This is a genomic window from Streptomyces sp. NWU339 (genome assembly GCF_003143855.1).
Taxonomy (GTDB): domain Bacteria; phylum Actinomycetota; class Actinomycetes; order Streptomycetales; family Streptomycetaceae; genus Streptomyces.
Genome location: NZ_QFRK01000014.1, coordinates 15,822 through 39,812 on the forward strand (window position 1 = coordinate 15,822; position 23,991 = coordinate 39,812).

Sequence of the window (23,991 nt, forward strand, 5' to 3'; positions counted from 1 at the left end):
CCCGCTCTTCCAGTCTCTTGACCCGCCGCAGACAGGGCGGGGGCGTCAGCCCCACTCGGGACGCGAGGTCGACGCCGAGGTCACCATCGAGGTCACCCGGTTCCGGCCGCCCGCCGGAACCCCGGCCGACCACCCGGCAGGAGCCGCGCTGGCGCGCTGCGTCGAAGAGGTCCGCGACGAGCCGGCCACCTTCGAGATGTGCGGCGGGATCCTGGAGAACCGCTGGTACGACCAGCTCGGCATCCCCGCGTTCGGGTACGGCGCCGGCCGCCTGGACGTCTCCCACGGCCCCCACGAACACGTCGACGAGCAGGAGCTGTTCCGGGCCGCCGCCGTCTACGCCCTCTACGCGGGCGAGGTCCTCGGATGACCCCTCCCGCCCTCGCCGGGGGGGTGGCGCAGGGAGGATCCCTACCAGCGCGACCCCCGGCGCCGGTCCGAAGCAGTCGGGATCTCGACCGAGCGGGAACGCGCGCCAACCGTCCGTGGAACCGGTGGGCGCTCTCGTCGCGGAGCCGTGCCGCTTCCGCCGCGTGCTCCTCCGGATGGTGACCGATCGTGCCGTTCACGCCTTGCGGGGACCGTCGGCCTCGAGCACCCGCCGCCGACGGCCGGGGCGGGCCGTCGTGTGCCGTCGACGGTGGCCCCTCCCACGTGTGGGTGCGGGAGGGGCCACCGTCCTGTCCGCGGGCGCGGGCCGGCGTTGCGGCTACCGTGCCGGGACGGGTGCCGGTGCGTAGCCGGTGGGCCGGGTGGTGAAGGTGCCGCGGCCCTGGGTACAGCTGCGCAACCGGGTCGCGTAGCCGAACAGTTCGGCCAGCGGCACCGTCGCGGTGACGACGGTGCCGCCCGGCCGGGTGGCCGAGCCGGTCACCCGGCCGCGGCGCGCGGCCAGATCGCCGAGCACCCCGCCCACCGTCTCCTCGGGCACGGTGACGGTGGCCTCCACCACCGGTTCCAGCAGCACCATCGCGCAGGCCCGCAGGGCCTCCCGCAGACCGAGCCGGCCGGCGGTGCGGAAGGCGGTGTCCGAGGAGTCCTTCACATGGGTCGCCCCGTCGGTGAGCGTGACGCGCAGACCGGTCACCGGATGACCGCCCGACGGCCCCTCGGCCAGGGCGTCCCGGCAGCCGGCCTCGACCGCACGGACGTACTCCTGCGGCACGCGCCCACCGACCACGACCGAGCGGAACTCGAACCCGGTGCCCAGGGTGCCCAACGGCTCGACGTCGAGCACGACGTGGGCGAACTGGCCCGCCCCGCCGTCCTGTTTGACGTGCCGGAAGACGAACCCGGACACCCCGCGGCCGACGGTTTCCCGGTAACTGACCCGGGGGCGGCCCACGTTGACGGCCGTCCCGTGATCGCGCCGGATCTTCTCCACCGCGACCTCCAGATGCAGCTCACCCATGCCGGACAGCACCGTCTGACCGGTCTCCGGGTCGGTCCGTGCCACCAGCGAGGGGTCCTCCTCGACGAGCCGCGCGAGTGCCGACGCCAGACGTCCGGTGTCGGTGGCCCGGAGCGCCTCGAGCGCCACGGACACCACGGGCTCGGCGACACCCGGGGGTTCCAGGACCAGCGGAGCGGAGGGCGCGCACAGGGTCGATCCGGCACGGGCGGACTTCAGCCCGACCACGGCGACGATGTCCCCGGCGACCGCCCGGTCCAGCGGGGCGTGCCGGTCGGCCCGGACCCGCAGGATGCGGCCGATGCGCTCGGTGCGGCGGGCGGTCGCGTCCCACACGGTGTCTCCCCTCTCGATCGTTCCCGAGTACAGGCGCAGGTAGGTCAGTCGTCCGGTGGACGTGGCGTTCACCTTGAACGCGAGGGCGGCGAACGGCGCCTCCGGGTCGGCGGGACGGTCCTGCACACCGGTGCCGTCCTCGCGCGTTCCGCGCACGGGCGGCACGTCGAGCGGGGACGGAAGGTAGGCGAGGACGGCGTCCAGCAGCGGTTCGACGCCCCGGTTGCGGTACGCCGAGCCGCACAGCACGACGACACCCTCGCCACTTCGGGTGAGGTCGCGCAGGGCGGAGGTGAGCGTACGGGCGCTGAGCGCGCCTGTGTCGCAGAACTCCTCCAGCGCGCCCGGATGCAGTTCGGCGACGGCCTCCTCCAGCGTCCGGCGCCGACGGCGGGCCTCCTCCCGCAGGTCGTCCGGCACGGGGCCGTCATGGGCCGTCGTACCGTCGTCGGTCCAGGTCAGCGCCCGCATGCGGATCAGGTCGACGGCACCGGTGAAGGCGCCCTCGGCACCGATCGGCAGCTGGACCACCAGGGGCGAGGGGTGCAGCCGCTCACGGATCGAGGCGACGGCGGCGTCCAGTTCAGCACCGGCCCGGTCCATCTTGTTGACGAACGCGATGCGCGGTACGCCGTGCCGGTCGGCCTGCCGCCACACCGACTCGCTCTGCGGTTCCACGCCGGCGACCGCGTCGAACACCGCGATCGCACCGTCGAGTACGCGCAGCGAGCGCTCGACCTCGTCGGCGAAGTCGACGTGCCCGGGGGTGTCGATCAGGTTGATGCGGTGACCGTCCCAGGTGCAGCTGACGGCGGCGGCGAAGATCGTGATGCCCCGGTCGCGTTCCTGCGGGTCGAAGTCGGTGACGGTGGTGCCGTCGTGCACCTCGCCCTGCTTGTGCGTGGTGCCGGTGGCGTACAGGATCCGCTCGGTGACGGTGGTCTTGCCGGCGTCGACATGGGCGAGGACGCCGAGGTTGCGGACGGTGGCGAGGGGGTCGGTGTGCAGGGGGTTGCGCATGGCCCGTGGCCTTTCGGTGCTCTGTGACAGGGCAGCGCGATTCCCGGACGAGACCCACAGCCGGGCGACGGGGGCACATGAGTACCCGAAAGCCGTCAAGGAAAGCGGAATTGACTGTCCGTCAATGGTCAGGTCTCGTCACGGCATCCGGTACCGGCCGCGCAGCGGGCACCGGACGGCCGAGGACACGAGGAGCACCTCGGAGCGGACGGACCGGGTCCGGAGAACGGCTGCAGCGGTGTGGTCACGCATGGCCGGACTCCCCTCACGGTCGCGAACGCGCGACCCCACATCGAGGCAGCGCCTGCTCGGTGCCGAGTGTAGGGAGGGGCGGGCGGACGGAGCCACGGCTTTTCCCCGAGGGAGGAGGCCGACGTCCGGACCGGCGAAGCCACCGCTGCGCGACGGGGAAACGTCAGTCGGGGGAACCGCTCGCTTTTCCCCATGTGGCGGGGATCACGTCGGAGGGAAAACCTGCGGCGCGGCTCGGGCGTCTAGCGGGTGTGAGATCAGTCAGGGCAGCGCTGCACGAGGTGGACGAGGAGCGTCTCGTCCGGCTGGTGGCAAAGGACGACCGTGCCGCGTTCGAGGAGTTGTACCGGCGTACGGCGCCGTGGCTGGCGGTGCGGCTGCGCCGCCGGTGTGCGGACGAGCAGATCGTCGCGGAGGTCATGCAGGAGACCTACTTGGCGGTGTGGCGCGCGGCGGGCGCGTTCGCCGGGGCCGCGGTCGGGGGGACGGCCACCGGTTGGCTGTGGACGATCGCGGCGCGCCGTCTGGTCGACGCGTTCCGGCGCAGGGCTCACCACGCGGAGCCGCCGCCGGCCGCCGCCGTGCCCGACGCGGCGCCCGCCGCCGAGGAGGAGGCGCTCGCGGCGACCGTCGGCGGTGAAGTCGGGGACGCGCTGCGGTGCCTCGCGCCGGAGCTGAGACAGGTACTGCAGGCCATGGTGCTCGACGGGCTGTCCGTCCGGGAGACCGCGGTCCTGCTCGGGCTGCCCGAGGGCACGGTCAAGACCCGTGCCCGCCGGGCCCGGATCGCGATGCGGAGGGCGCTGGCGTGAGTGTGGAACATCCGTCGACGCGGATCATCGGAGGTTACGCGCGCGGCGGCACGGACCTCGCCGCCGACGAGGTGTGGGCCGTGGAGGCTCATCTGGAGATGTGCCGGGTGTGCCGTGACCGGCTGTCCGCCGCTGTCGGGGCCGAGGTGCCCGCCGTGGCGTCGCTGGTCGACACCGTGTGGTCCGGCCTCGAACCCCGGCTGGCGGTCACCGCCACGATGCCGCGCGGACGGCGCCGGCCGGCGCGACTGTCGAGGTGGCTGACGCCCACGATGGTGCCGTGGCTGGCCATGGTCGTGGGCGTGACGCTGCTGGCCCTGCTGCTCGACCTGGCCGGCACCGGTTCCGGCGAGGTGTCGCTGGTGCTGCTGTTCGCGCCGATCCTGCCCGTGCTCGGCGTCGCGGCGTCCTGGTCGCGCGGTCTGGACCCGGCGTACGAACTGACGGCCTCGGTGCCCCGGGCCGGACTCCCCCTGGTGCTGCGGCGCACCGCGTCCGTGCTCGGCGCGGTCGTCCCCGCGCTGCTGGTGGGCGGATGGGTGACGGGGGTGATGGTGGCCCAGTGGCTGCTGCCCTGTCTGGCCTGGACGGTGGCGACGCTGGCGCTCGGCGGTGTCCTCGGTGTGACCCGCGCTGCCGTCGTGCTGGCCGTCGTGTGGGCCGCCGTGGTCGTGGCGCCGACCCTGGCCACCAGCCGTACGACCTTCGCCCTGCAGACGGGCGGTCTGCCCGTGTGGGGGCTGCTCCTCGCATTCGGCACCGGTGTCGTGATCGCCCGCAGAGGCGCGTACTCCGTGCCGGGAGCCCCTCGGTGACTATCGGACCATCGGAAAGGAACACCACATGACGTCCGCCGTGAGCGCGGCCGACATCGCACCGACGGCCTACGCCTGGGAGATCCGGGCCACCGGGCTGAAGGTCAGGGTCGGCAGGAACCGAATGGCCGTCGACGGCCTCGACCTGTCGCTGGGCACCGGCGTCCACGGGCTCCTCGGCCCCAACGGGGCGGGCAAGACCACCCTCATCCGGACCCTGGCCACCGTACTGCGCCCCACCGAGGGCACCCTGGAGCTGCTCGGCGAGCCCGCGGGCGGCCGGGGCGAGCACCGTGCGCTGCGCCGCCGAATCGGCTATCTGCCGCAGGAGTTCGGCTACTACAAGCGTTTCACGGTGCGCGAGTTCGTCGAGTACATGGCGTGGCTGAAGGAGGTGCCGAAGGCGGAGATCCCCGCGGCGGTGCAGCGCGCCGTGGAGCGGGTGGGTCTGGCGGACCGCGCCGACGAGAGGATGAAGGCCCTCTCGGGCGGCATGGTGCGCAGGGTCGGCATCGCCCAGGCCATCGTCAACGACCCGACGATCCTGCTGCTGGACGAGCCGACGGTCGGTCTGGACCCGGCGCAGCGGCTGCGCTTCCGCGAGCTGCTCCAGGAGTTGGGTACGGACACCTGTGTGCTCGTCTCGACCCATCTGGTGGAGGACGTCGCCGCCGCCTGCACCGACGTGGTGCTCTTCGCCGAGGGCCGGCTGGTCTTCCAGGGCCCTCCGGACGAGCTGGCCTCGGTGGGCGGCCCCGAGCACGCGGGGGACAGCCCGCTGGAGCGCGGCTACTCGGCGCTGCTGCTCAACCCCGAGCAGGGAAGGGGCACATGGTGAACGTCCGCGTCCTGCGCATCGAACTGAAGCGCTCCGTCGCCCCGTGGGCCGGCGCCGTGGTCCTGACGGCGGCGGCGGCGTTCCTGTACCTGGTGAACGGCGGGTGGTGACGGGGCACCACGGCGTGGACGGCCCAGTGGACGTCCATGGCCCTGTGGACCCGCTCCCTGCTGTTCTACCTGTGGCCGCTCGCCGTGGGGCTCGGGGCGCTGCAGGGCCTGCGCGACCACCGCTCGAAGATGACCGAGCTACTGACGAGCACCCCGCGGCCCGCCCGGCACCGCGCGGCCGCGCTGGCGGGCACGACGGCGATCACCCTGGCCTCGGCCTTCGCGCTCCTCGTCCTCGTGGGCGCGGTCCAGGTGGTCGCCCACACCGAGTACACACACCTCGGATGGCTGCCGATCTCACTGGTGGGGGCACTCTTCCTCGTCGCGGGCGCGGTACTGGGCATGGGAGCCGGGCGGGCCCTGCCGTCCGCGCTCACCCCGCCCGCGCTGGCCATGGGCGCCTTCGTGTTCACGGCCCTCATGCACATGTCGTTGGGCCGGACGGAGACGGTCACGCAGGAGGGGTACCCGAGCACGGAGCCGAACCGCATCTCGCTGCTGTCGCCGACAGTGGAGGAGGTGCGCGATGTGCTCGTCACGCTCTCCGCCTCCGTGCACGTCGGGCAGACGATCTGGCTGCTCGGCATGGCCGCGACCGGCTTCGCGCTGCTGGTCGCCACGACCCGGCGCGCCCGGCTGATCGCCCTGACGCCCGTCCTGGCGGGCGCGGTGCTCGCCCTGCTCGTCCTCCCCTCCGACCCGCGCCGGATGTACGTCGTCGACGAGGCCGCCGCGGAATTGGTGTGCGACGGCCCGGTGTGCGTGACGAAGACGCAGCAGGCACGACTCACCGACATCGCGGGTCCCGGTAAGGAGGCACTGCGCCTGCTGCACGATGCCCTGGGCGACCGGGCGCCGGTCTCGGTCCGGGAGAACACCGCCGTACTGCCGGACGGCGCCATGCCGCAGTGGTCCGGCAAGACCGTGCTCTTCGACTTCGACGACGGCGTCATCGCCGCCGCGAAGGGCGAGGAACTGACCCGGGCCCTGATCGCCGAGGCCATGGTGCCGGGGTGCACCCCTGTCGGCTGGAGCGGCTGGGGGAACGAGGACTTCGCGCAGGCCGTCGCGGTGGGTTGGGTCCTCGGGGACCTCAGGCCGCTTCCCGGCACGGAGTCGGCAGGTCTGCGCAGCGAGGTCGAGGCCGAGACCCGCCCGGTGTGGAAGGAACTCAAGGCGCTGCCGCGGGCCGAGCAGCTCTCGCGGATCAACGCGATGCGCGCCGCCGCGCTCTCCTGCGAGGGCGACGCCTTCGAGGCTCTGTCCGGCGGTGCGTCCCGGTGAGATGGCTGACGCTGTACGCGCGCTCGCGTCAGGTCCCCGCGTCGCTCGCCGCGGTGGTGATCGGCGCGGTGGCAGCGTGGGTACTCTCCCGGAACGGGGGCGGGGAGCCCGGTGATCTGCGACTCCCCGCGCTCGTCCTCGCCACGGGGGCGATGGCGGCCTCGATCGGGCTCAGCGGGCAAGACCTCGCGCTGGACCGGACGGCCGCGATCCGCTGGGTGCCCCGCAGAGCGACGCACGTGTTGCTCGCCGGCGCGGTCGTCGGCACGGCGCTGCTCACCGTGCAGGCCATGGGCGAGGACATGGCCACCACCGCGTTCGTCGTCCGGGACAGCGCGGGCCTGATGGGCCTGGCCGCCCTGGGCGCGGCGCTGTCGGGCGGGCAGTACGCGTGGACGCTGCCGTTCGCCTGGCTCTCGTTCTCGTTCTTCGCCCCGCCCCCGGCGGGTGTGCCGACGCAGGTGGCGTCCTGGATGCTGCTGCCACCCGGCACGGCGGCGGGCACCTGGACGGCCCTGGCCCTCACGGTCGCCGGCACCGCGGCGTACGCCCTCGCGGGCCCGCGACGGTGACCGGACCGGGCCACCGGATCGGGCCACCGGATCGGGCCACGGCCGTGATCGTGCGCCATGACCGTTCCCGGCACTTCCGACGCACAGCGGCCGTCCCGCCCCGTTGCGGATCGGGGCAGTGTCTCCTGGCCGCACCCATCGCCGCTCCGCTCGCAGGCTTCCGGGCCGACCGGTTCCACCCGGCCCCGGCCGACATGGAGACCCGTCTACCCTCGTTGCAGATCTCCGCAGTTCACCTGTGCGAGGAGCGGCGGTTCGGACTCCCCTTCGTAACCGAGGTGGAGTTCCCTCCGTGCCCGGGTGGCCATGACGTAGTAGGACATCCGCAGTGCGGCGGAGGTCGGGTCGGTCGCGGCGTCCTCGTGGGTGTCGGGGATGACGACCGTGTCGAACCCCAGCCCCTTGGCGCTCCGGCGGTGCACGATCACGATGCCGGGCCGGCCGAGGTCGAGGTTGCGGTACATACCGCCCTTCGACTCCGAGGTGTACAGCTGGGGCTTGAGCCGCGGCGCCCGGTTCTGGATGCTGCCGAGCAGGGAGAACTGGGTGTGCTTGGAAGCGGCGATCACCCCGATGCTCTTCTTGGGCTGCGTCTCGGCCAGCAGGGCGAGCAGGTCCGCGACGCCCCGCTCGTGGAAGCGGTGCAGGCGCGGCGGTGGACCTTGGCGGGTCGGCAGGGCAGGGGTGCCGGTTCCGGTGCCGGTGTGGAAGTGCGCGGCGAAGGACGCGATCTGCTCGGTGTTGCGGTGGTTGCCGGCCACATCGTGGCGGGTGCACTTGCCCAGGTTCCGGGCGATCTCGTCGAGGGTGGAGTTGGTGTCGGTGAGCCGCTGGCACTCGTCCGCGTAGACGGTCGTGCGCGCCTTGAGCATGCGGACGAGCACGTAGAACTCCGGGGGAAGGTCCTGGCCTTCGTCGACGACCAGGGCGGCGCCGACGGCTCCCGCCGGTTCGGCGGCCCGGTTGAGGAGGGCGTCCCAGTCGTACCAGCCGTCGCCGCCGGCCGGCGGGGTGGTTCCGTACCACTCGGCGAGCCAGCTGTGGACGGTCATGACGCGGACCGAGCGGTCCGCGGGCCCCAGTGCGTGCACCGTACCGGCGAGCGACTGCCGCAGCAGGTTGGAGTAGGTCAGCAGGACCACCGGTGTGCCGGTGAGGGCCAGCATGACGGCCCGCTGGGCCGCCAGGACGCTCTTGCCGCTGCCCGGCGGGCCGCTGATCAGATGGTTGCCGTCGAAGGGCAGCTCGTCGAGGCCGGCCCGCTGGTCGGGGTCGAGGTCGAGGTAGGTGACGGTCACGGCTGCTCCAAAGCGGTGGCCGCGGCGGTGCGGGCCGCGGCGACGATGGACTGCAGGTATCCGGGGACGCGTTCGCCTCCGACGACGAGGGCACGGTCCAGGAGGGAGTTGCCGGTCTCGCAGCTGGTCTCCGGGAGCAGGGCGCAGGCGTGGCAGGCGGCCCTGTTGAGGTTGCCGAAGCCCTGGCCGCTGTGTTCGGCGCACAGGGGGTCGGCCGAGCACCAGGCTGCCGACTCGGTCATCCGCAGCAGTGTTTCGGCCAGCCGCGGGGGTTCGCCCTGGCGGACGAGTCCGCCCAGGGTGCCCTCGGCGTCTCCGGCGGCGGTGTAGACGAGGATGCCGTACTGGTCCTGCTCGGGGCGGGCGTAGATCCGCTCGCGCAGGCTCGCGGTCGTGTACCCGGACTCGAAGGACAGCTGGCGGATGAGGAGGTGGGCGAGGGTGTGCAGAAGGACGAAGCGGGGGGCGAGTTCGGGCCCGGTCACACTCTCCAGACGGTCCTTCTGGAACGAGCGGTCGAGGTCGGCCCGCATACCTGCGACCCGTCGGCGAACCTCCGCGTCCTGCTCCCATTCCCGGAGCGCGTCGTGGTCCAGGGTGAGGAAGACGCCCTCGCCGAAGACCTCGACGGCGGGCAGCCACTTCAGACGGCGGGACGTGTCGGCGGGGACGACGGTGGCGTCCGGGGAGACCCGGGTGAAGCCGGACAGGGCCCGGACCTCGCGGAGGCGGTCGGCGAGCACGATGCGGCCGAAGCGGCGGGCGAGCCCGGCCCACGGTTCGTCCGTCTCCCCCGCCAGCCCGAGCGTGGTCTCGCGCAGGGCGAAGTCACGGGTGGCGGGCGGGGCGGGCGCCGTGAACGCGGCCCATTCCTCCCGGCTCAGGTCGGGGCGGGCGGGGCCGGTGGGCGTCTGTTCCGGGGAGGTGGCTATGGCTGGGGCCGCTTGTCCCGTCTCTTCCGCCAGGAGGGTGTCCAGCAGGCTGTCGTCGGCTCCGGTGTCCTCCTGGATCATCTCCCGGAAGGCGGCGGCGCGCGGCGAGGCGGGATCCCTGCACAGCAGGACCCACAGATGATGTCCACGAACCTGGGTCGCGAGCTCGTCGTCGGTGTGCACGGGGACGTCGGTCTCGGGGATGTCCAACGCCGAGTGCACGACGGGGTAGTAGAGGTTGCCCGCCGTGCGCTGCACGATCTGCACCGGACGCGGGCATGCGACGGCCTCGCTCGCACGCTGCCACGGGTTGCGTCCTGAGCAGCGCATACCGTGGGTGCCCAGGATGTCGAGCAGGTCCCGGGCGGCACCGCAGCCCTTGGCCGTGCAGGCGACGGAGAGCGCTTCGAGGCCGGAGGCCCGTTCCGAGACGAGGAACCGCAGCCTCTCGCGTTCCTCACAGCGCCGCCGCTCGCCGCCGTCGCGCCGCGAGTGCGCCCAGAACCACCAGTCGACGTCGCCGAGGTGCCCGGCCTGGCAGATCTGCACGAACCGCATCGGTGCCAGGGTCCGCGCGGGGGTGCAGGACGGGCAGCGCGGCGCCTGGCCGTGCTTCTCGTCGGCGATCCGCCAGCGCTTCATGCGCCGGCAGGCACCGCAGAACAGCCAGGAGGGGAAGCGGATGTACGGTGCTCCGGGCGCGTCGGCGACGTCGAAGCGGTCGTTGGCGGTGGCGGGCGCGGCGTGGAAACCGGTGACGCCGAGCCGGTCGGCGAGCCGGGGCGAGTCGATCCGCTGCTTGGCTCGGGCCGGCCAGTCGCCGATACCGGCGGCCACGAACGACTCGCCCTGGATGTCGAAGACGGCCCCGACCCCGAAAGGCACCACGGTCTGCGACTGGCGTACCCGGAGTGTGCGGCTCACAGGTCGGCTCCCTTCACTGTCACCTGGCATTCCCGGTCGACGTTGCGCATGGAGTTGGGTGTCTCCCACAGGCCGTAGAGCTGTTCGAAGCTCTTGATGAGGTTGGACTGGCCCTTGCCCTGGCTGCGGTAGTACAGCTCGCGGCCGTCCTTGCGGGCCTGGCGGGCGAGGTCCTCCCAGTCCGCGACCAGCCCGGCGAGTTCCTTGCGGACCGCGTCCCCGGCAGTCGGCTCGGCGGTCTCCGCCCGCTGCGCCAACTCTTCGATCAGCTTTTCCACTTCGGGCAGCCGGTCGAGGATCCGCCCGGCCTGGTTCTCGGCCGCAAGACCGAGCCGGTGCCGTACGAGGACGACGAGCACGGCGTGCAGGGCACGGCGGCGGGAGGGAACCGACCAGGGCGTGACACTGGTCGGCTCGACGTGCCGGTACAGGGCACGGTGGTACACGTCGAAGGTCTCGTAGTGCGAACGGTCCCTGGGGCGGGTGGCGTTGAAGAAGGTCACCACGAGTCCGGGAACGGCGTGCCGGCCCACGCGGCTGGTGGCCTGGATGTACTCGGCGGTCGTCTTGGGCTGGCCCTGCATCAGCATCAGGGCGAGCCGTTTGACGTCGACGCCCACGGACAGCATGTTCGTGCAGGGCAGGAAGGACACCGACTTCGGATCGTCCCAGCTCTTTTCCAGCCGGTCCAGCAGCACGGGCTGCTCGGCCCGGGGCAGGTTGCTGGTCAGCTCCTCCACCTGGGCGTCCGGCAACGGACGTACCCCCGCACCGGAGTCGAGTCCGGCGAGCTGGGCGGGGATGTCGTCGGCGGCGGCGGTGACGGTGCGGCCGAGTTCGCGCAGGCTGTGGTGGTAGGCGACCAGGGTCCAGTAGGCGTCCCGGTGTTCCTCCGGGAGCTGCCACGCCCCCTGGAGCAGGGCGGCCGCGGTGGCCACGGAGGCGCGGCCGGCGGTGTGTCCCTGTGCCATGACACCGAGGTAGCGGCGGCCCGGGCGGGAGGTGTCGGGCTCGGCGAAGTAGGAATGACGGGCGTCGAGTCCGGCGGGCGGGAAGAGTTGGACGTCTCCCCCGTACAGGGCGCGGACCTGTTCACCGGAGCGGCGGATGGTCGCCGTGGACGCCACGACCTTGGGGCCGGTTCCGTCCGGTGCGGTGCACAGTCCGAGGACGGCGGCCTCGTACAGGCCCACGGTGGTGCCGAGCGGCCCGGTGAGCAGGTGCAGCTCGTCCTGGATGACGAGGGACGGCGGCAGCTGGCCGGTGCCGGCACCGAAGAGCCGTCCCGCCCGCTGTTCCCAGGCGAGCCGGGCGAACTTGTCGACGGTGCCGAGGACGAAGGTGGGCGGCCTGTCGTACAGGTGCTCGTCCACGACGGCGACGGGCAGTTCGTCGTGGAAAAGGCACGCGTCCCTCGGGCAGAAGAAGGCGAAGGAGTCGGCGCCCGCGCGCACTCCGTAGTCGTCGATGTCGGGCGACTTGTGGGCGGGCAGGATGCGCGTGCCGCACCAGGGGCAGCGGTCCAGGATGAACACGTCGTCGGGGGTGGCGGCCTGGCGTGCGTCGTCGAAGGCGCGGCGCGCCTTCTCGTAGCTGTTCGCGGTGGTGGTCTCGCCGACCCACAGACCGATGGAGAAGGGCTCCTCGCCGTACGTGGCCGGGTCGGCCCGGCGCATGGACTCCAGTGCGCACACGGTCGTGGCGGCGCGCTGGAACTGCTGCGTGGTGAGCAGGCTGAGGGTGTACCGGCTGAGCACGGCCGTCCCGCCGCCGTCGCGCTCGCCCCGGCGCAGCACCATGACGAACGCGGCGAGCAGCAGGTACGCCTCGGTCTTGCCGCCACCGGTCGGGAACCAGATCAGGTCCGTCACGGCGCGGTCCGGGTGCCGGGGGTCAGCGGTCCCGTCCACGGCCAGCAGGAAGAACGCCAGCTGGAAGGGGCGCCAGGTGACGTCCGCGTACGGCTGCGGGTCCGGCGGTACGCCGTCGTCCCGGCGGGGGCGCCGGGTGCCGGCGAGGTCGGCGGCGGAGTGGCGCATCTGCAGCGCCATGGCGCGGTTGGCGGCCCGGAAGGCGTGCAGCAGTTCGGGGCGCCGCGGGTCGCAGAGGGTCCGTACACCGGACTCGATGCGGGTGACGGCGGCGCTGATGCGGTCGAGGACGCGCCGTGCGGCTTCCCTGCCCCACTCGGGCACCTCGGTGTCGAGCTGGTTGAGCTGCCCCACGTACCAGGCGCGGTAGGCGGCGGCGAACTCGGCCAGTTCCTCACTCAGTTGGTCTGTGGAAACGGCGGGGTCGGCAAGGTGGGTGAGCTTGAGCACCGGGGTGTCGGTCAGGCCGGCGGCCCGTACGCCGGTGACCTCCGCCTCGGGCATGACGGCGGCCCGGAGCCCCGTCACACGGCTGCCGGTCTCCTCGTCGTACACCTCCTCGACGGCGCACCCGTGGCCGACCGCGTGGGTGCGCACATGCCGGTACTGCAGGCGCAGCTCCTGCTCCTCCTCGTCCCTGCTGGCCAGGCTCACGCTCGGGTACTGGAGCACCTGCCCGTCGACGGGCCGGGCCCGCAGGTCCACTTGGAACAGCATCCCGTCCCAGTGGGCGCTCCTGCCGAGGGCGGGGTCGTACCGGGCCGCGTTGACGAGGGCGACGGTGACGAGTTTCCCGCTGCCGAAGTCCCTTCGTGTGACCCGGAGTTCCGCTCGGGCGTCCAGCACGGAGACCTGGTCCCGGTCCGGGCCGAGGAGGTGTGTCTCGGTCGGTATCGCGATCCGCTGCCATGTCCGGCCACGCTGGCCGCTGCGCGACTGAGTGCGGTAACGGGCGGCGGAGCACTCGACCTCGAGGGTCTCGGCGTCGGTGTAGAAGCTGAATCCGAGGGACGACGGCAGCCAGGAGTTCGACTCCGGCACGGGGTCGCTCGCCGGTGCGGTGTCCTCGGCCCCCCGCTCGGTGCCGGTCCCCTCGAACTCCTCCTTGGCGAGGTCCAACTGCCCCTGCAAGTCGGCTTCCTGCGGGTAGAGCGTGCCCATGAGGTACTGCCGGTCGGGTGGTGCGTCGAGCGTCTCGTCGTCGCCACCGACCGGGCCGACGAGTTGCCGGCGCAGGTAGGAGACGAGTTCCTGTCTGGGGTCCATGGCATTCCTGGTGTTCTTGAGAGGGAGAGGGGGCGAGTGGGCGACCGGCGGGCTCAGGTCCGGCGCCAGCGGTCCCGGAGGGAGCCGCGGTTCCGTTCCGCTTCCTGGGCCGGGGCCAGTTGTGCCTGTGCCTCGCTGAGTTGCGTCTGCAAGTCGGTGATGCGGAGCCAGGAGTTGTGCTCGCTCCGGGCGATGCGTTGTGCCGCCTGCTGCTCGGTCTCCTGGGCGCTCCGGCGTGCCGCCTCGACGAACAGGTCCCGCTGGGCCACAGCCGCCTCGGCCTCCCGCAGGCGTGCCTCCACCTCGGCGATCCGCAGTCGGGCGCCCTGGCGGTACTCCTCCCGCGCCGACGCGACGGCACGCATCCGTTCGTCGACGGTAGCCTCCGCCCTCTGTGCTCGGGCTTCCAGTTCGACGGTGGCCTCCTGAGCTTCGCTCAGGCGCGACTCGAGATCCTTGATGCGTGTCTCGGCATCCTCGCGGTACTGACGCAGACGCAGTTCCAGGATGCGGGTCCGGTCCCGCCCCTCCTGCACCGATCGGACGGATTCCTCGGCCTCCTCGGCCCTGCTCAGCGCCGCCCCGTACGCCGCGTGATGCTGCGCTTCCAGCTGTGCGATGCGCTCCTCGGCCTCGGCACGCACGCGCCGCTCACGTCGGAGCAGGAGGACGTCCATGCGCGCGAGCAATGCGTCTTCCCACGCATGGAGTTCACGCTCGGCCTCCGCCCGGACGGCCGCGACCCGTTCGTCGGCAGCACTCCGCTCCTGGCCCAGCCTGAGTTCGTGTTCCCTCGTCAGCGAGGCGATCTCCGCCTCGTACCGGGCTCGGGCCTCGGCGAGCCGCCGCTCGACATCGACCGGCGGCGGTACGACCGGAGCGGCGTCCGCGGGAGACGGTGCAGGGCTCCCGTCCCTGGGACCGGCCGCCGGGTCCTCGGGCGCGCTCACGTCGTCGTCGCCGCTGACGGCCGTGGGCTCGGTCCCTTCCGGGGGCGCCGCCACGAAGCCCTGGAGCGCGTCACGGATGGCGAGGCGCGACTCGGCGTGCACCAGGGGCTTGGCCGCCAGGTACGCGCGGGGCGTCGCCCCGGCCAGCGCCTCGGTCGGTGACTCGAAGAAGTGCTCGGGCCGGAGTCCCAGCCGCTTGACCGCGGCGAGGACACCCTCGAGCGCTTCCAGAGCCTGGACGACGGGGCGGTCGAGCATGCCCCGCTGCCGAGCGGCCCGCACCACGGCATCGGCGGCGGCCGGGCCGAGCAGCACGGACAACTGCAGGTGCCCCAGGGCCAGCAGCGCGTACTCCGCGAGCCAGGTCACGTTCCCGCCCAACGGCGGCTCCGTCAGCGCCAGGGCCTTGTCCCAGTCGGCGGTGGCCCGCGGTGGCGCGACAAGGGTGTCGGCCTCGACGAGAAGGGCGTCCTCTTCGGCCGTCCCCGATTCCGTACCTGCTTCCGCACCGGGCGGCAGCGTCTCGGGAACCTCTTCCGTCCGCACCTCTTGTGCCTGCTCCGAGTCGGCCGTGTCCTGGTGCCCGGTGGGCGCGTCGGCGAGGAATTCCCGCAGGGTGTCCCGTACGGCCAGCCGTGACTCGCGGTTCACCAGGGGCCTGCGCACGAGATAGTCACGGGGCGTTGTCCCGGCGAGTGCTTCGGCGGGACGGTCGAAGAAGTCACCGGGCCGCTGCCCGGCCTCCACCAGAACGTCGAGAACCCGGCGCAACACTTCCAACGCGGTCAGCACCGGACGCGAAAGGCGCTTGCCCTCACGAGCGGCCCGCACCACCTCGTCGGCAGCCGGCTGCCCCAACAGGGCCGCCAGACCGTCCTCCCCCAGTGCCGCCCTCGCGTAGCCGGCGAGCCACCAGACCTGGTCGACGGGCGCCGCGGACAGTCGGCGGGCACGCTCCCAGTCAGCGGCGAGTACCTCAGGCGCCCCGGCGTCGACGGCCTGATCGGCGTCCGTCACCGCGTCGGCGTGGGCGCTTTCCCGCGCGTTCGTCGTCACCTCGGGTTCCGCCTCGGCGATCGGCGTGTCGCCGTCCCCTCCCGGACTCTCCGCCGCCGGAGGAGCGACAACCGCCTCGGTCCGCCGTGCGAGGCGCTCCGCCCTGGCCTTGCGGAGGGCGGTCCGGGCCACGTGAGTGGCGCGGGCGAACCGCGCCGCCTCCTTGGCCTCGGCGGCGCGTTCCGCCGCCAGCTCGGCCTTCTCGCATACGGCGTCCAGGCCGACGAGGCCCGCCTCACGCACCCGCTGCCGCAGCACGGGTCGGGTCTTGACCTCGATCTGCCGGATGCGTTCCCGGGTGACGCCGAACTCACGTCCGAGGTCGTCCAGTGTCGAAGGTTCGTCCCCGTCCAGCCCGAGCCGCCGCACGAGGATCCGCGCCTCCCGTTCGGCGAACGTATCCACCACGGCCAGGACGTCCTCCGCGAACAGGGCTCCCACCACCTGCTGCTCCACCGACGGCAGGACGTGGGTCTCCGCCACGAAGTCCGCCAGGGTCGCGCCGTCGCCGATGACACGGTCCAGGGAATCCGTGCGCCGGGTGAGGCGTCGGATCTCCTGCACCTTCTGCAGGGTCATGTCGCACCGCACCGCGACGTCGGGGTCGCCCGCGCGCCGCCCCTCGGCCGCGAGGGCGCGTTCGGCCCTGGCCACCTTCCGCATCTGTTCGTGCATGTGCACGGGGACACGGATCAGCGCACCCTCGTCCGCAATGGCCCGGGTGAGGGACTGCCGGATCCACCAAGTCGCGTACGTGGAGAATTTGTTGCCCATCGTCGGGTCGAACTTCCGCGTCGCCCGCATCAGCCCGAGCGCGCCATGCTGGAACAGATCCTCGTATTCCAGGCCCTGTTCCAGCACAGTCCGGACGAGGGAGTGCACCAGTCCCTGGTTGTGGACGATCAAGCAGTCGCGGGCGCGGATCCGGAGGTCGTCCCTCGACAGCGCCTTCAGCTCCTCCTCGTCGGGTTCCCGGGCGACCCGGTCGGCTCCGCCCCGGACCAGAACGGTCAGGCCCACCTCGGCCTGGGCGGTCAGCAGCCTTTTGCCCGGCCGTCGCTCGAACCGGTCCGCCTCCAGTACGGCCAACGCGGCGGCCACGGCGTCGGAGAGGTCGCCGCCCGTCGCGGCCGTGGCCTCGTCCGCCGGGGCAGGACCATCCACCGCAGCCGCGGCGGACGCATCCTCCAGAGACTTCCCGGACGTTCCGGAGGGTCTGGGGTCTTCCTTTGCCACACTGCCCGCGTCCGGCCGGACACCGGTCCCCGCCAGCAGCTCGGCCGCCTCCCTGGCGTCCAGCCCCGACAGCCGTACGACACCCTCCACGACTTGGGACGTCACACAGCCCTCGGCGTCCGCGTATCTCGCCAGCAGCCCTCGCGCCAGCACGACACGCGGGTTCACGCTTTTTTCACTTCCCCGTACAACCTTTTCACCGAAGCGTGAGTCAATGTCGGCGTGTACGTGCAAGTCCCCCACACGCAGGCCCAGCCGGGCCAGTTCGTCGCGCAACCGGTCCCGCGCGGCGTCGTCCACGGCGAGCACACGCACGCCCTGAACGAACTCGTGCTCCGGCACCACTCCGTCGACCGCGGCGCGGCGCAGCCGCTTCAGCAGCTCCCCCAGCGCGACCGTCGACACGGATGCACCGGATCCCCCGAACGCTCGACGCTCCACGGCCTTCACTCCCAACCCGACGACACACGGAAAGCTACCGTCAGCACGTTAGCGCCGTCAACAGAACTAGGCTCTAGTTAAAACGACCACTCTCGTGTACGGTGCTGGAGATCGCGCGTCTGAAACGGCGTCAATAAGCGCGAGTACCCGTCGAAGGGCGCGGACGAGTCCTCGCACAGGGTGACGAAGTAGTGAGGGAAAAGGGGCGGTTGTGGGGCAGGGGCTGATCGACGACAGGTTCCGCGTCGGACAGGTCATCGGCAAGGGCAACATGGGGGAAGTCCACCGGGCCGAGGACCTCCGGGCCCCGGAGGGCAGCGCCGAACGCCCGGTCGCCGTGAAGACGATCCTGCGCCGCCGCTCGGGCGCGCTGATCGACACCGGCGCGGACACCAAGGCGGTGGAGCGCTTCGCCCGTGAGGTCCGCATCATGCGTCGCCTCGAACACCCCAACCTGACCCGGCTCATCGCCGGTGGGGTCAGCGAGGACGGCGGACTGCCGTACCTGGCGATGGAGTTCCTGGACGGCGAGACGCTGCGCGACCTCATCGAGGAGGAACACCAGCTTCCCGTCTCCTGGGTGGCCGCGATCGGCGCCCAGATAGCCGACGGCCTCTCCGCCGCCCACGCGGCCGACGTGGTGCACCGCGACCTGAAGCCCGCGAACGTCATGCTGACCCGCGGCGGCACGGTCAAGGTCCTCGACTTCGGCATGGGCCGCATCGTCGACGACCTGGACGAGGCCCGGTTGACCAGCACCGGCGTCAGCGTCGGCACCGCCCGCTACATGGCGCCCGAGCAGTTCGAGGCCCGTCAGGTCACCCAGGCCGCCGACCTGTACGCGCTCGGCTGCGTACTGTACGAGATGCTCGTCGCCGTACCGCCGTTCACCAGCGAGTCGCCCTTCGAGCTCGCCCGCAAGCACCTGGAGGCGGAGCCGACGCCCCTCGGCGTCATCCGCAGCGAGATCCCCGCCGAGCTGATCCGCCTCGTCGGCCGGCTGCTCGAGAAGGACCCGGCCGACCGTCCGGCGAGCGCGGCCGAGGTCCGCGACGCCCTGCACCCGCTGGCCGTGCGGGACGGTGACACCTCCCGGCTCCCCCACTGGAGCGCCCTCGACCCGACGCGCCCCCTGGTCGCCACCGGCGCCCTCTCCGTCGCCTCCCCGTCCGAGCCCGCCGCCCCGCGGCCGACGCCGGTCACCGCCTCCGGCACGGCGATGGACGTCTTCGGCGTGCACCGCGCGCTCATCAAGGACTACCGCGACTTCACCGAGGGCGGCACCGTCATCCGCGACGACCGTGTCGCCGCGTTCGTGGAGAAGGACCTCGACGACAAGGCTCAGTGGCCGGACCCGTGGCTGTCCCTCAACCCGTTCTTCCAGAGCGGCGGCACGGTCGCCGAACTGGTCGGGGAGAAGGTGCTGCACCCGGAGTGCGCCCGCATCTTCCAGGCCGGGAAGACGGAGGGCGGCACGGTCCCGGACGGCCGACCGCTCACCCTCCACCGCCACCAGCGCGAGGCCATCGACGCCGCCGCGCGCGGCGCCTCGTACGTGCTGACGACCGGCACCGGTTCCGGCAAGTCGCTCTCCTACATCGTCCCGATCGTCGACCGCGTCCTGCACGAGCGGGACGCCGAGGGCCCCAAGGCCAAGAAGCGGGTGCGCGCCGTCATCGTGTACCCGATGAACGCGCTGGCCAACAGCCAGCTCAAGGAGCTGGAGAAGTACCTGCGCGACGGCTACGGCCAGGGCCGTGAGCCGGTCACCTTCGCCCGCTACACGGGTCAGGAGGACGACCAGCGGCGCAGGGAGATCCGCGACAACCCGCCGGACATCCTGCTCACCAACTACGTGATGCTGGAGCTGATGCTGACCCGGCCCGCCGACCGGGCCAGCCTCATCGAGATGGCCAAGGGCCTGGAGTTCCTGGTCTTCGACGAGCTGCACACCTACCGCGGCCGGCAGGGCGCCGACGTGGCCCTGCTGATCCGCCGGGTCCGCGAGGCCTGCCAGGCGCCCGACGTGCAGTGCATCGGCACCTCGGCGACCATGTCGACCGAGGGCACCGTCGAGGACCAGAAGAAGGTCGTCGCCGGTGTCGCGAGCACGCTGTTCGGTACGCAGGTCAGCCCCGAGCACGTCATCGGCGAGACCCTGGTGCGCGCCACTGACGAGGCGCCCGAAGCCGTCCCCGCCGAGCGGCTGACCTCGCCGGCCGCGCCGCGCGCGTACGCCGACCTGGTGCGCGACCCGCTGGCCCGCTGGATCGAGACGCGCTTCGGCCTGGCCACGGACGGGGCGACGGGTCGGCTGGTGCGCCGGCGGCCGACGACGATCGACGCGGCGGCGCGCGAACTGGCGGAGCGGTCGGGGGTCGCGAAGGAGGACTGCGTCAGGGCCATCGAGGCGACCCTGGAGGCCGGCTCGCAGGCCCGGCACCCGGTCACCGACCGCCCGCTGTTCGCGTTCCGGCTGCACCAGTTCCTCTCCAAGGGCGACACCGTGTACGTCACCCTGGAGGACAAGCTCTCCCGCCACCTGACCCGCTCCTACCAACTGGAGCAGCCGGGCAGCGGCGGAAAGCTGCTGATGCCGCTGGCGTTCTGCCGCGAGTGCGGCCAGGAGTACCTGACTGTCTGGCGCACCGAGAAGGACGGCGAGGTCCGCTACGAGGCCCGCCGGGACACCTCCGCCACCGGCGGACGCCAGGGCGACGGCTACCTCTACGTCGACCACGAGCGGCCCTGGCCGTCGAGCAACCAGTACGCCGTCGACGACCGCAGGCTGCCGGAGTCCTGGCTGGAGCTGGACGACCGGGGCCAGGAGGTCGTCAGGAAGACGTTCCGCGACCGGGTGCCGCGCGCCGTCACGGTGGACCCGCTCGGTCACGAGGGCCGGGGCGAGCTGCAGGCCGCGTTCGTCCCGTCACCGTTCCTGTTCTGCCTGCACTGCGGTGTGGCCTACGAGCAGACCCGCGGCCGGGACTTCGCGAAGCTGGCGACGCTGGACCAGGAGGGCCGCTCGTCGGCGACCTCGCTCATCTCCGCCTCCGTGGTGCGGTCCCTGAAGTCCGTGCCGGAGGAGGCTCTGGACAAGGAGGCCCGCAAGCTCCTGACGTTCGTCGACAACCGTCAGGACGCCTCCCTCCAGGCCGGTCACTTCAACGACTTCGTGCAGATCACGCAGTTGCGCGGGGCCTTGTACCGGGCCGCCCTGGACGCGGGCGCGGACGGCCTCACCCACGAGGAGCTGGCCTCCGCGGTGACGAACGCGCTCGCGTTCGACCCCGTCGACTACACCGGCGAGCGCGACCAGCCCCCGACGCTCGCCAAGGCCGCGGCCAAGACGCTGCGCGACGTGGTCGCCTTCCGGCTCTACCTCGATTTGGAGCGCGGCTGGCGCATCACCATGCCGAACCTGGAGCAGACGGGCCTGCTGGAGATCGACTACGCGGACCTCCAGTGGGTCGCCGACAAGCAGGACCGCTGGGCGGACACCCACGCGGCGCTGCGGGACGCCGACCCCGCCCTGCGCGCCGAGGTCATGAAGGCGCTGCTCAACGAGATGCGCCGGTCGCTCGCCATCGACGTGTCGTACTTCCGCGACGACTTCGACGCGTTGCAGCGGGCGAGCGAGGAGCGGCTGGTGAACCCGTGGGTGCTGTCGGCCTCCGACCGGCCGAGCATCGGCACCGCCTACCCGCACCCGTCGTCGGGCCGGGGCATGGACCGCTCCGGGCTCTTCCTGTCGGCGCGCGGCAAGTTCGGCAAGTACCTCAAGCGCGCCGCCCCCTCCTTCAAGGAGCTCTCCCCCGACGATCTCCAGCTGGTCATCGCGGAGCTGCTGAAGGTCCTGGCCGCCAACGGCCTGGTGAAGGAGGTCTCCGAGGCCCCGCAGCGCACGGGCCGCTACCGCAGGACGAGCACCCCGGCCACGACCGGCTACCGGGTGGCCGCCCAGTCGCTCGTCTGGCGCGCGGGCAAGGGCGACACGGGGACGCACGACCCGCTGACGCGCACCTACCCGAGCGGCGACGGCCCGCGGGTGAACACGTTCTTCCGGGACCTGTACAAGGAGGCGGCGAGCGCGCTGTCCGGGCTGTTCGCCCGCGAACACACCGCCCAGGTCGCCCCGGAGGAGCGGGAGAAGCGCGAGGAGGCGTTCCGCAAGGCCGAGCTGAAGCTGCTGTACTGCTCCCCCACGATGGAGCTGGGCGTCGACATCTCCTCCCTCAACGCGGTGATGATGCGCAACGTGCCGCCCACCCCCGCCAACTACGCCCAGCGTTCCGGCCGCGCGGGCCGCAGCGGGCAGCCGGCGCTGGTGACGACGTACTGCGCGACGGGCAACAGCCACGACCAGTACTACTTCCGCCGCTCGGAGCGGATGGTGGCGGGCGCGGTGGCCCCGCCCCGCCTGGACCTCGCCAACGAGGACCTGGTCCTCTCGCACCTCCAGGGCATCTGGACAGCCGAGGCCGGCCTGAAGCTGGGCCGCGCGATACCCGAGGTCCTGGACGTGTCGTACCCGGACACCGGCGACCGCCCGAACCCCGCCCTGGAACTGCTGCCCGACATCCTCGACGCCTCCCTGGACGAGGGCGCGCGGCACCGCACGGTGGACGCGGCGCTGCGGGTGCTGGGCCCGCTGCTGCCGGACTTCGCCGACACGACGTGGTGGCACGACGACTGGATCCAGGACCGGGTGCGCACGGTGCCGGAGCGGTTCGACCGGGCCTTCGACCGGTGGCGTCAGCTGTTCCGCGCCGCGCTCGACGACCAGTACATCCAGAACAAGCGACGCCTGGACTACAGCCTCACCGAGACCGACCGCAACCGCGCCAACGCCCGCCGCCGCGAGGCGGAAACACAGCTGAACCTGCTGATGAACGAGAGCGTCGACAGCAAGTCGGTGCTGTCGGACTTCAACCCGTACCGCTACCTCGCCTCCGAGGGCTTCCTGCCCGGCTACAGCTTCCCGCGCCTGCCGCTGGCCGCGTACATCCCGACGGTGGGCCGACGCCGCGGCGAGGGCGACTACCTCCAGCGGCCCCGCTTCCTCGCCATCCGGGAGTTCGGGCCCGGCGCGCTCATCTACCACGAGGGCGCCCGCTACCAGGTGACCCGCATCCAGTTGCCGCCGGACTCCTCCGGCGACCTGGCGACCAGCCGGGCGTCCCGCTGCGCCCGGTGCGGCTACCACCACGACCCGGAGGAACGCCAGGACCGCTGCCAAATGTGCGACGAGCCGCTGGGCGCGGCGACCCACGGCCTGCTCCAGCTCCACACCGTGTACACCACGCGCCGGGAGCGGATCTCCTCCGACGAGGAGGAGCGGCGCCGGGCCGGCTACCGCCTGGAGACGTCGTACCGCTTCCAGGACCACGGCGCCCGCAAGGGCCGCCTCGACGCGTCCGTCGCGGACGCGGCGGGCGCGCCGCTGGCCGAGCTGGCGTACGGCGACTCGGCGACCGTCCGCATCACCAACCTCGGCCGGGTCCGGGCCAAGAAGGACGAACCGGCGGGCTACTGGCTCGACCTCGCCGACGGCCGCTGGATGAACGACAAGGACGCCGCCGAGGCGTCCGGCGACTCCAGCGAGCTGCCGGTGGTCGACGAGGACGGCAAGGAGCGCCGCCGCAAGGCAAGGGTCATCCCCTACGTGGAGGACCGGCGCAACATCCTCGTCGTCACCCTCGACGAGGCCCTGCCGGAGCCGGAGGCGCTGTCCCTGATGTACGCGCTGGAGCGGGGCATCGAGGCCGCGTTCGAGCTGGAGGACGCCGAGCTGTCCAGCGAACTGCTGCCGCCGGACGGCGGCCCCCGCGACCGGCTGCTGTTCACGGAGGCGGCCGAGGGCGGGGCCGGCGTGCTGCGCCGCCTCCAGGCGGAGGAGGACGCGCTGGCGAAGGCCGCCCGGTACGCCCTGGCGATCTGCCACTTCGAGGAGGACGGCACCGACCTGGGCGGCCCGCACCCCGACCGGCCCTGCGCGCTGGGCTGCTACGAGTGCCTGCTGACCTACGGCAACCAGCTCGACCACGCGCTGATCAACCGCCATGCGGCGCGGCACCTGCTGGTGCGGTTCGCCTCGGCGACGGCGCGCCGCGAGGGGCGGGGCGAGTCACGGTCGGAGCAGTACCGGCGGCTGCTCGACCGGGCTCCGTCGGCACCGACCGCGACCGAGACACCGACCGCGGCCGAGACGCCGACCGCGGTCGAGGCGTCGACCGCCGCCGAACTGGCCGCGCGGGGCGACTTCCTGGGCTGGGTGAAGGCGCGGGGCCTCAACCTGCCGGACGAGGCGGACCCGTTCCTCACCGAGGCGAACGCCATGCCGGACTTCGTGTACCGGCTGCCGGGCGCGAAGGTGGCCGTGTTCGTGGACACGCCCGACAAGGAGCAGGACACCTTCCGGGACGAGGACGCCGAGGACCGCCTCTTCGGCGCGAGCTGGGACGTCGTCCGCTTCCCGCAGGGCGAGGACTGGGACGCCATCGCCGCCGCCAACCTCCGCTACTTCGGCTCCCCCGCCGCCAACTGACCACTCGTTCCTGAGGACTA

Annotated in this window: 10 protein-coding genes and 2 pseudogenes; 6 read left to right on the forward strand and 6 right to left on the reverse strand. The window is 72.4% G+C overall.

What is annotated here, in order from left to right:
* Position 1 precedes the first annotated feature (1 nt).
* Both DIZ27_RS48445 and fusA read right to left on the reverse strand, forming a co-directional pair.
* A pseudogene (locus tag DIZ27_RS48445) lies at positions 2-301 on the reverse strand (winged helix-turn-helix transcriptional regulator); the annotation flags it as partial.
* Positions 302-709: 408 nt separating this feature from the next.
* Positions 710-2,767 (reverse strand): elongation factor G, encoded by a 2,058-nt coding sequence (fusA, locus tag DIZ27_RS18755; RefSeq protein WP_181383586.1) that lies wholly within the window; start codon positions 2,765-2,767, stop codon positions 710-712.
* Positions 2,768-3,270: 503 nt separating this feature from the next.
* Here fusA and DIZ27_RS18760 point away from each other — a divergent pair.
* The 5 genes and pseudogenes from DIZ27_RS18760 (at position 3,271) to DIZ27_RS18780 (ending at position 7,450) form a co-directional block, all read left to right on the forward strand.
* The gene (locus DIZ27_RS18760) at positions 3,271-3,831 is read left to right on the forward strand and encodes an RNA polymerase sigma factor (RefSeq protein ID WP_109379586.1); all 561 of its coding nucleotides are present in this window, start codon (positions 3,271-3,273) and stop codon (positions 3,829-3,831) included.
* The gene (locus DIZ27_RS18765; RefSeq protein ID WP_109379587.1) at positions 3,828-4,646 is read left to right on the forward strand and encodes a hypothetical protein; all 819 of its coding nucleotides are present in this window, start codon (positions 3,828-3,830) and stop codon (positions 4,644-4,646) included. Before DIZ27_RS18760 ends, DIZ27_RS18765 begins: the two co-directional genes overlap by 4 nt.
* A gap of 28 nt (positions 4,647-4,674) precedes the next feature.
* Entirely contained in the window at positions 4,675-5,484 is an 810-nt protein-coding gene (locus DIZ27_RS18770) for an ABC transporter ATP-binding protein (protein WP_109379588.1), read from the forward strand.
* Positions 5,481-6,878 (forward strand): annotated as a pseudogene (locus DIZ27_RS18775) (hypothetical protein). The gene DIZ27_RS18770 and the pseudogene DIZ27_RS18775 overlap by 4 nt, the downstream one beginning before the upstream one ends.
* Positions 6,875-7,450, forward strand: coding sequence for a hypothetical protein (locus DIZ27_RS18780; protein WP_109379589.1), 576 nt, complete (start codon positions 6,875-6,877; stop codon positions 7,448-7,450). The pseudogene DIZ27_RS18775 and the gene DIZ27_RS18780 overlap by 4 nt, the downstream one beginning before the upstream one ends.
* 206 nt (positions 7,451-7,656) lie before the next feature.
* Here DIZ27_RS18780 and DIZ27_RS18785 read toward each other — a convergent pair whose 3' ends face one another.
* From DIZ27_RS18785 to DIZ27_RS18800, 4 genes are read right to left on the reverse strand one after another with little or no spacing between them, the layout of a single operon-like run.
* Positions 7,657-8,748: a DNA helicase gene (locus tag DIZ27_RS18785; protein WP_109379590.1), complete on the reverse strand. Its 1,092-nt coding sequence runs from the start codon at positions 8,746-8,748 to the stop codon at positions 7,657-7,659.
* Complete coding sequence (gene drmB, locus DIZ27_RS18790) at positions 8,745-10,604, reverse strand: DUF1998 domain-containing protein (protein WP_109379591.1); 1,860 nt, start codon at positions 10,602-10,604, stop codon at positions 8,745-8,747. The genes DIZ27_RS18785 and drmB overlap by 4 nt, the downstream gene beginning before the upstream one ends.
* Entirely contained in the window at positions 10,601-13,741 is a 3,141-nt protein-coding gene (locus DIZ27_RS18795; protein ID WP_109379592.1) for a helicase-related protein, read from the reverse strand. The genes drmB and DIZ27_RS18795 overlap by 4 nt, the downstream gene beginning before the upstream one ends.
* Positions 13,742-13,794: 53 nt before the next feature.
* Complete coding sequence (locus DIZ27_RS18800; protein ID WP_181383587.1) at positions 13,795-17,388, reverse strand: sigma-70 family RNA polymerase sigma factor; 3,594 nt, start codon at positions 17,386-17,388, stop codon at positions 13,795-13,797.
* 307 nt (positions 17,389-17,695) lie between these two features.
* On the opposite strand from DIZ27_RS18800, the gene DIZ27_RS18805 reads away from it, so the two are divergent.
* Positions 17,696-23,971: a protein kinase gene (locus DIZ27_RS18805; RefSeq protein ID WP_375231983.1), complete on the forward strand. Its 6,276-nt coding sequence runs from the start codon at positions 17,696-17,698 to the stop codon at positions 23,969-23,971.
* Positions 23,972-23,991 lie beyond the last annotated feature (20 nt).

Excerpts from the sequence above, each read along its gene's own strand:
- fusA (WP_181383586.1), bottom strand. The coding sequence starts at position 2,767 with ATGCGCAACCCCCTGCACACCGACCCCCTCGCCACCGTCCGCAACCTC.
- DIZ27_RS18770 (WP_109379588.1), top strand. The coding sequence starts at position 4,675 with ATGACGTCCGCCGTGAGCGCGGCCGACATCGCACCGACGGCCTACGCC.
- DIZ27_RS18795 (WP_109379592.1), bottom strand. The coding sequence starts at position 13,741 with ATGGACCCCAGACAGGAACTCGTCTCCTACCTGCGCCGGCAACTCGTC.
- DIZ27_RS18805 (WP_375231983.1), top strand. The coding sequence starts at position 17,696 with ATGGGGGAAGTCCACCGGGCCGAGGACCTCCGGGCCCCGGAGGGCAGC.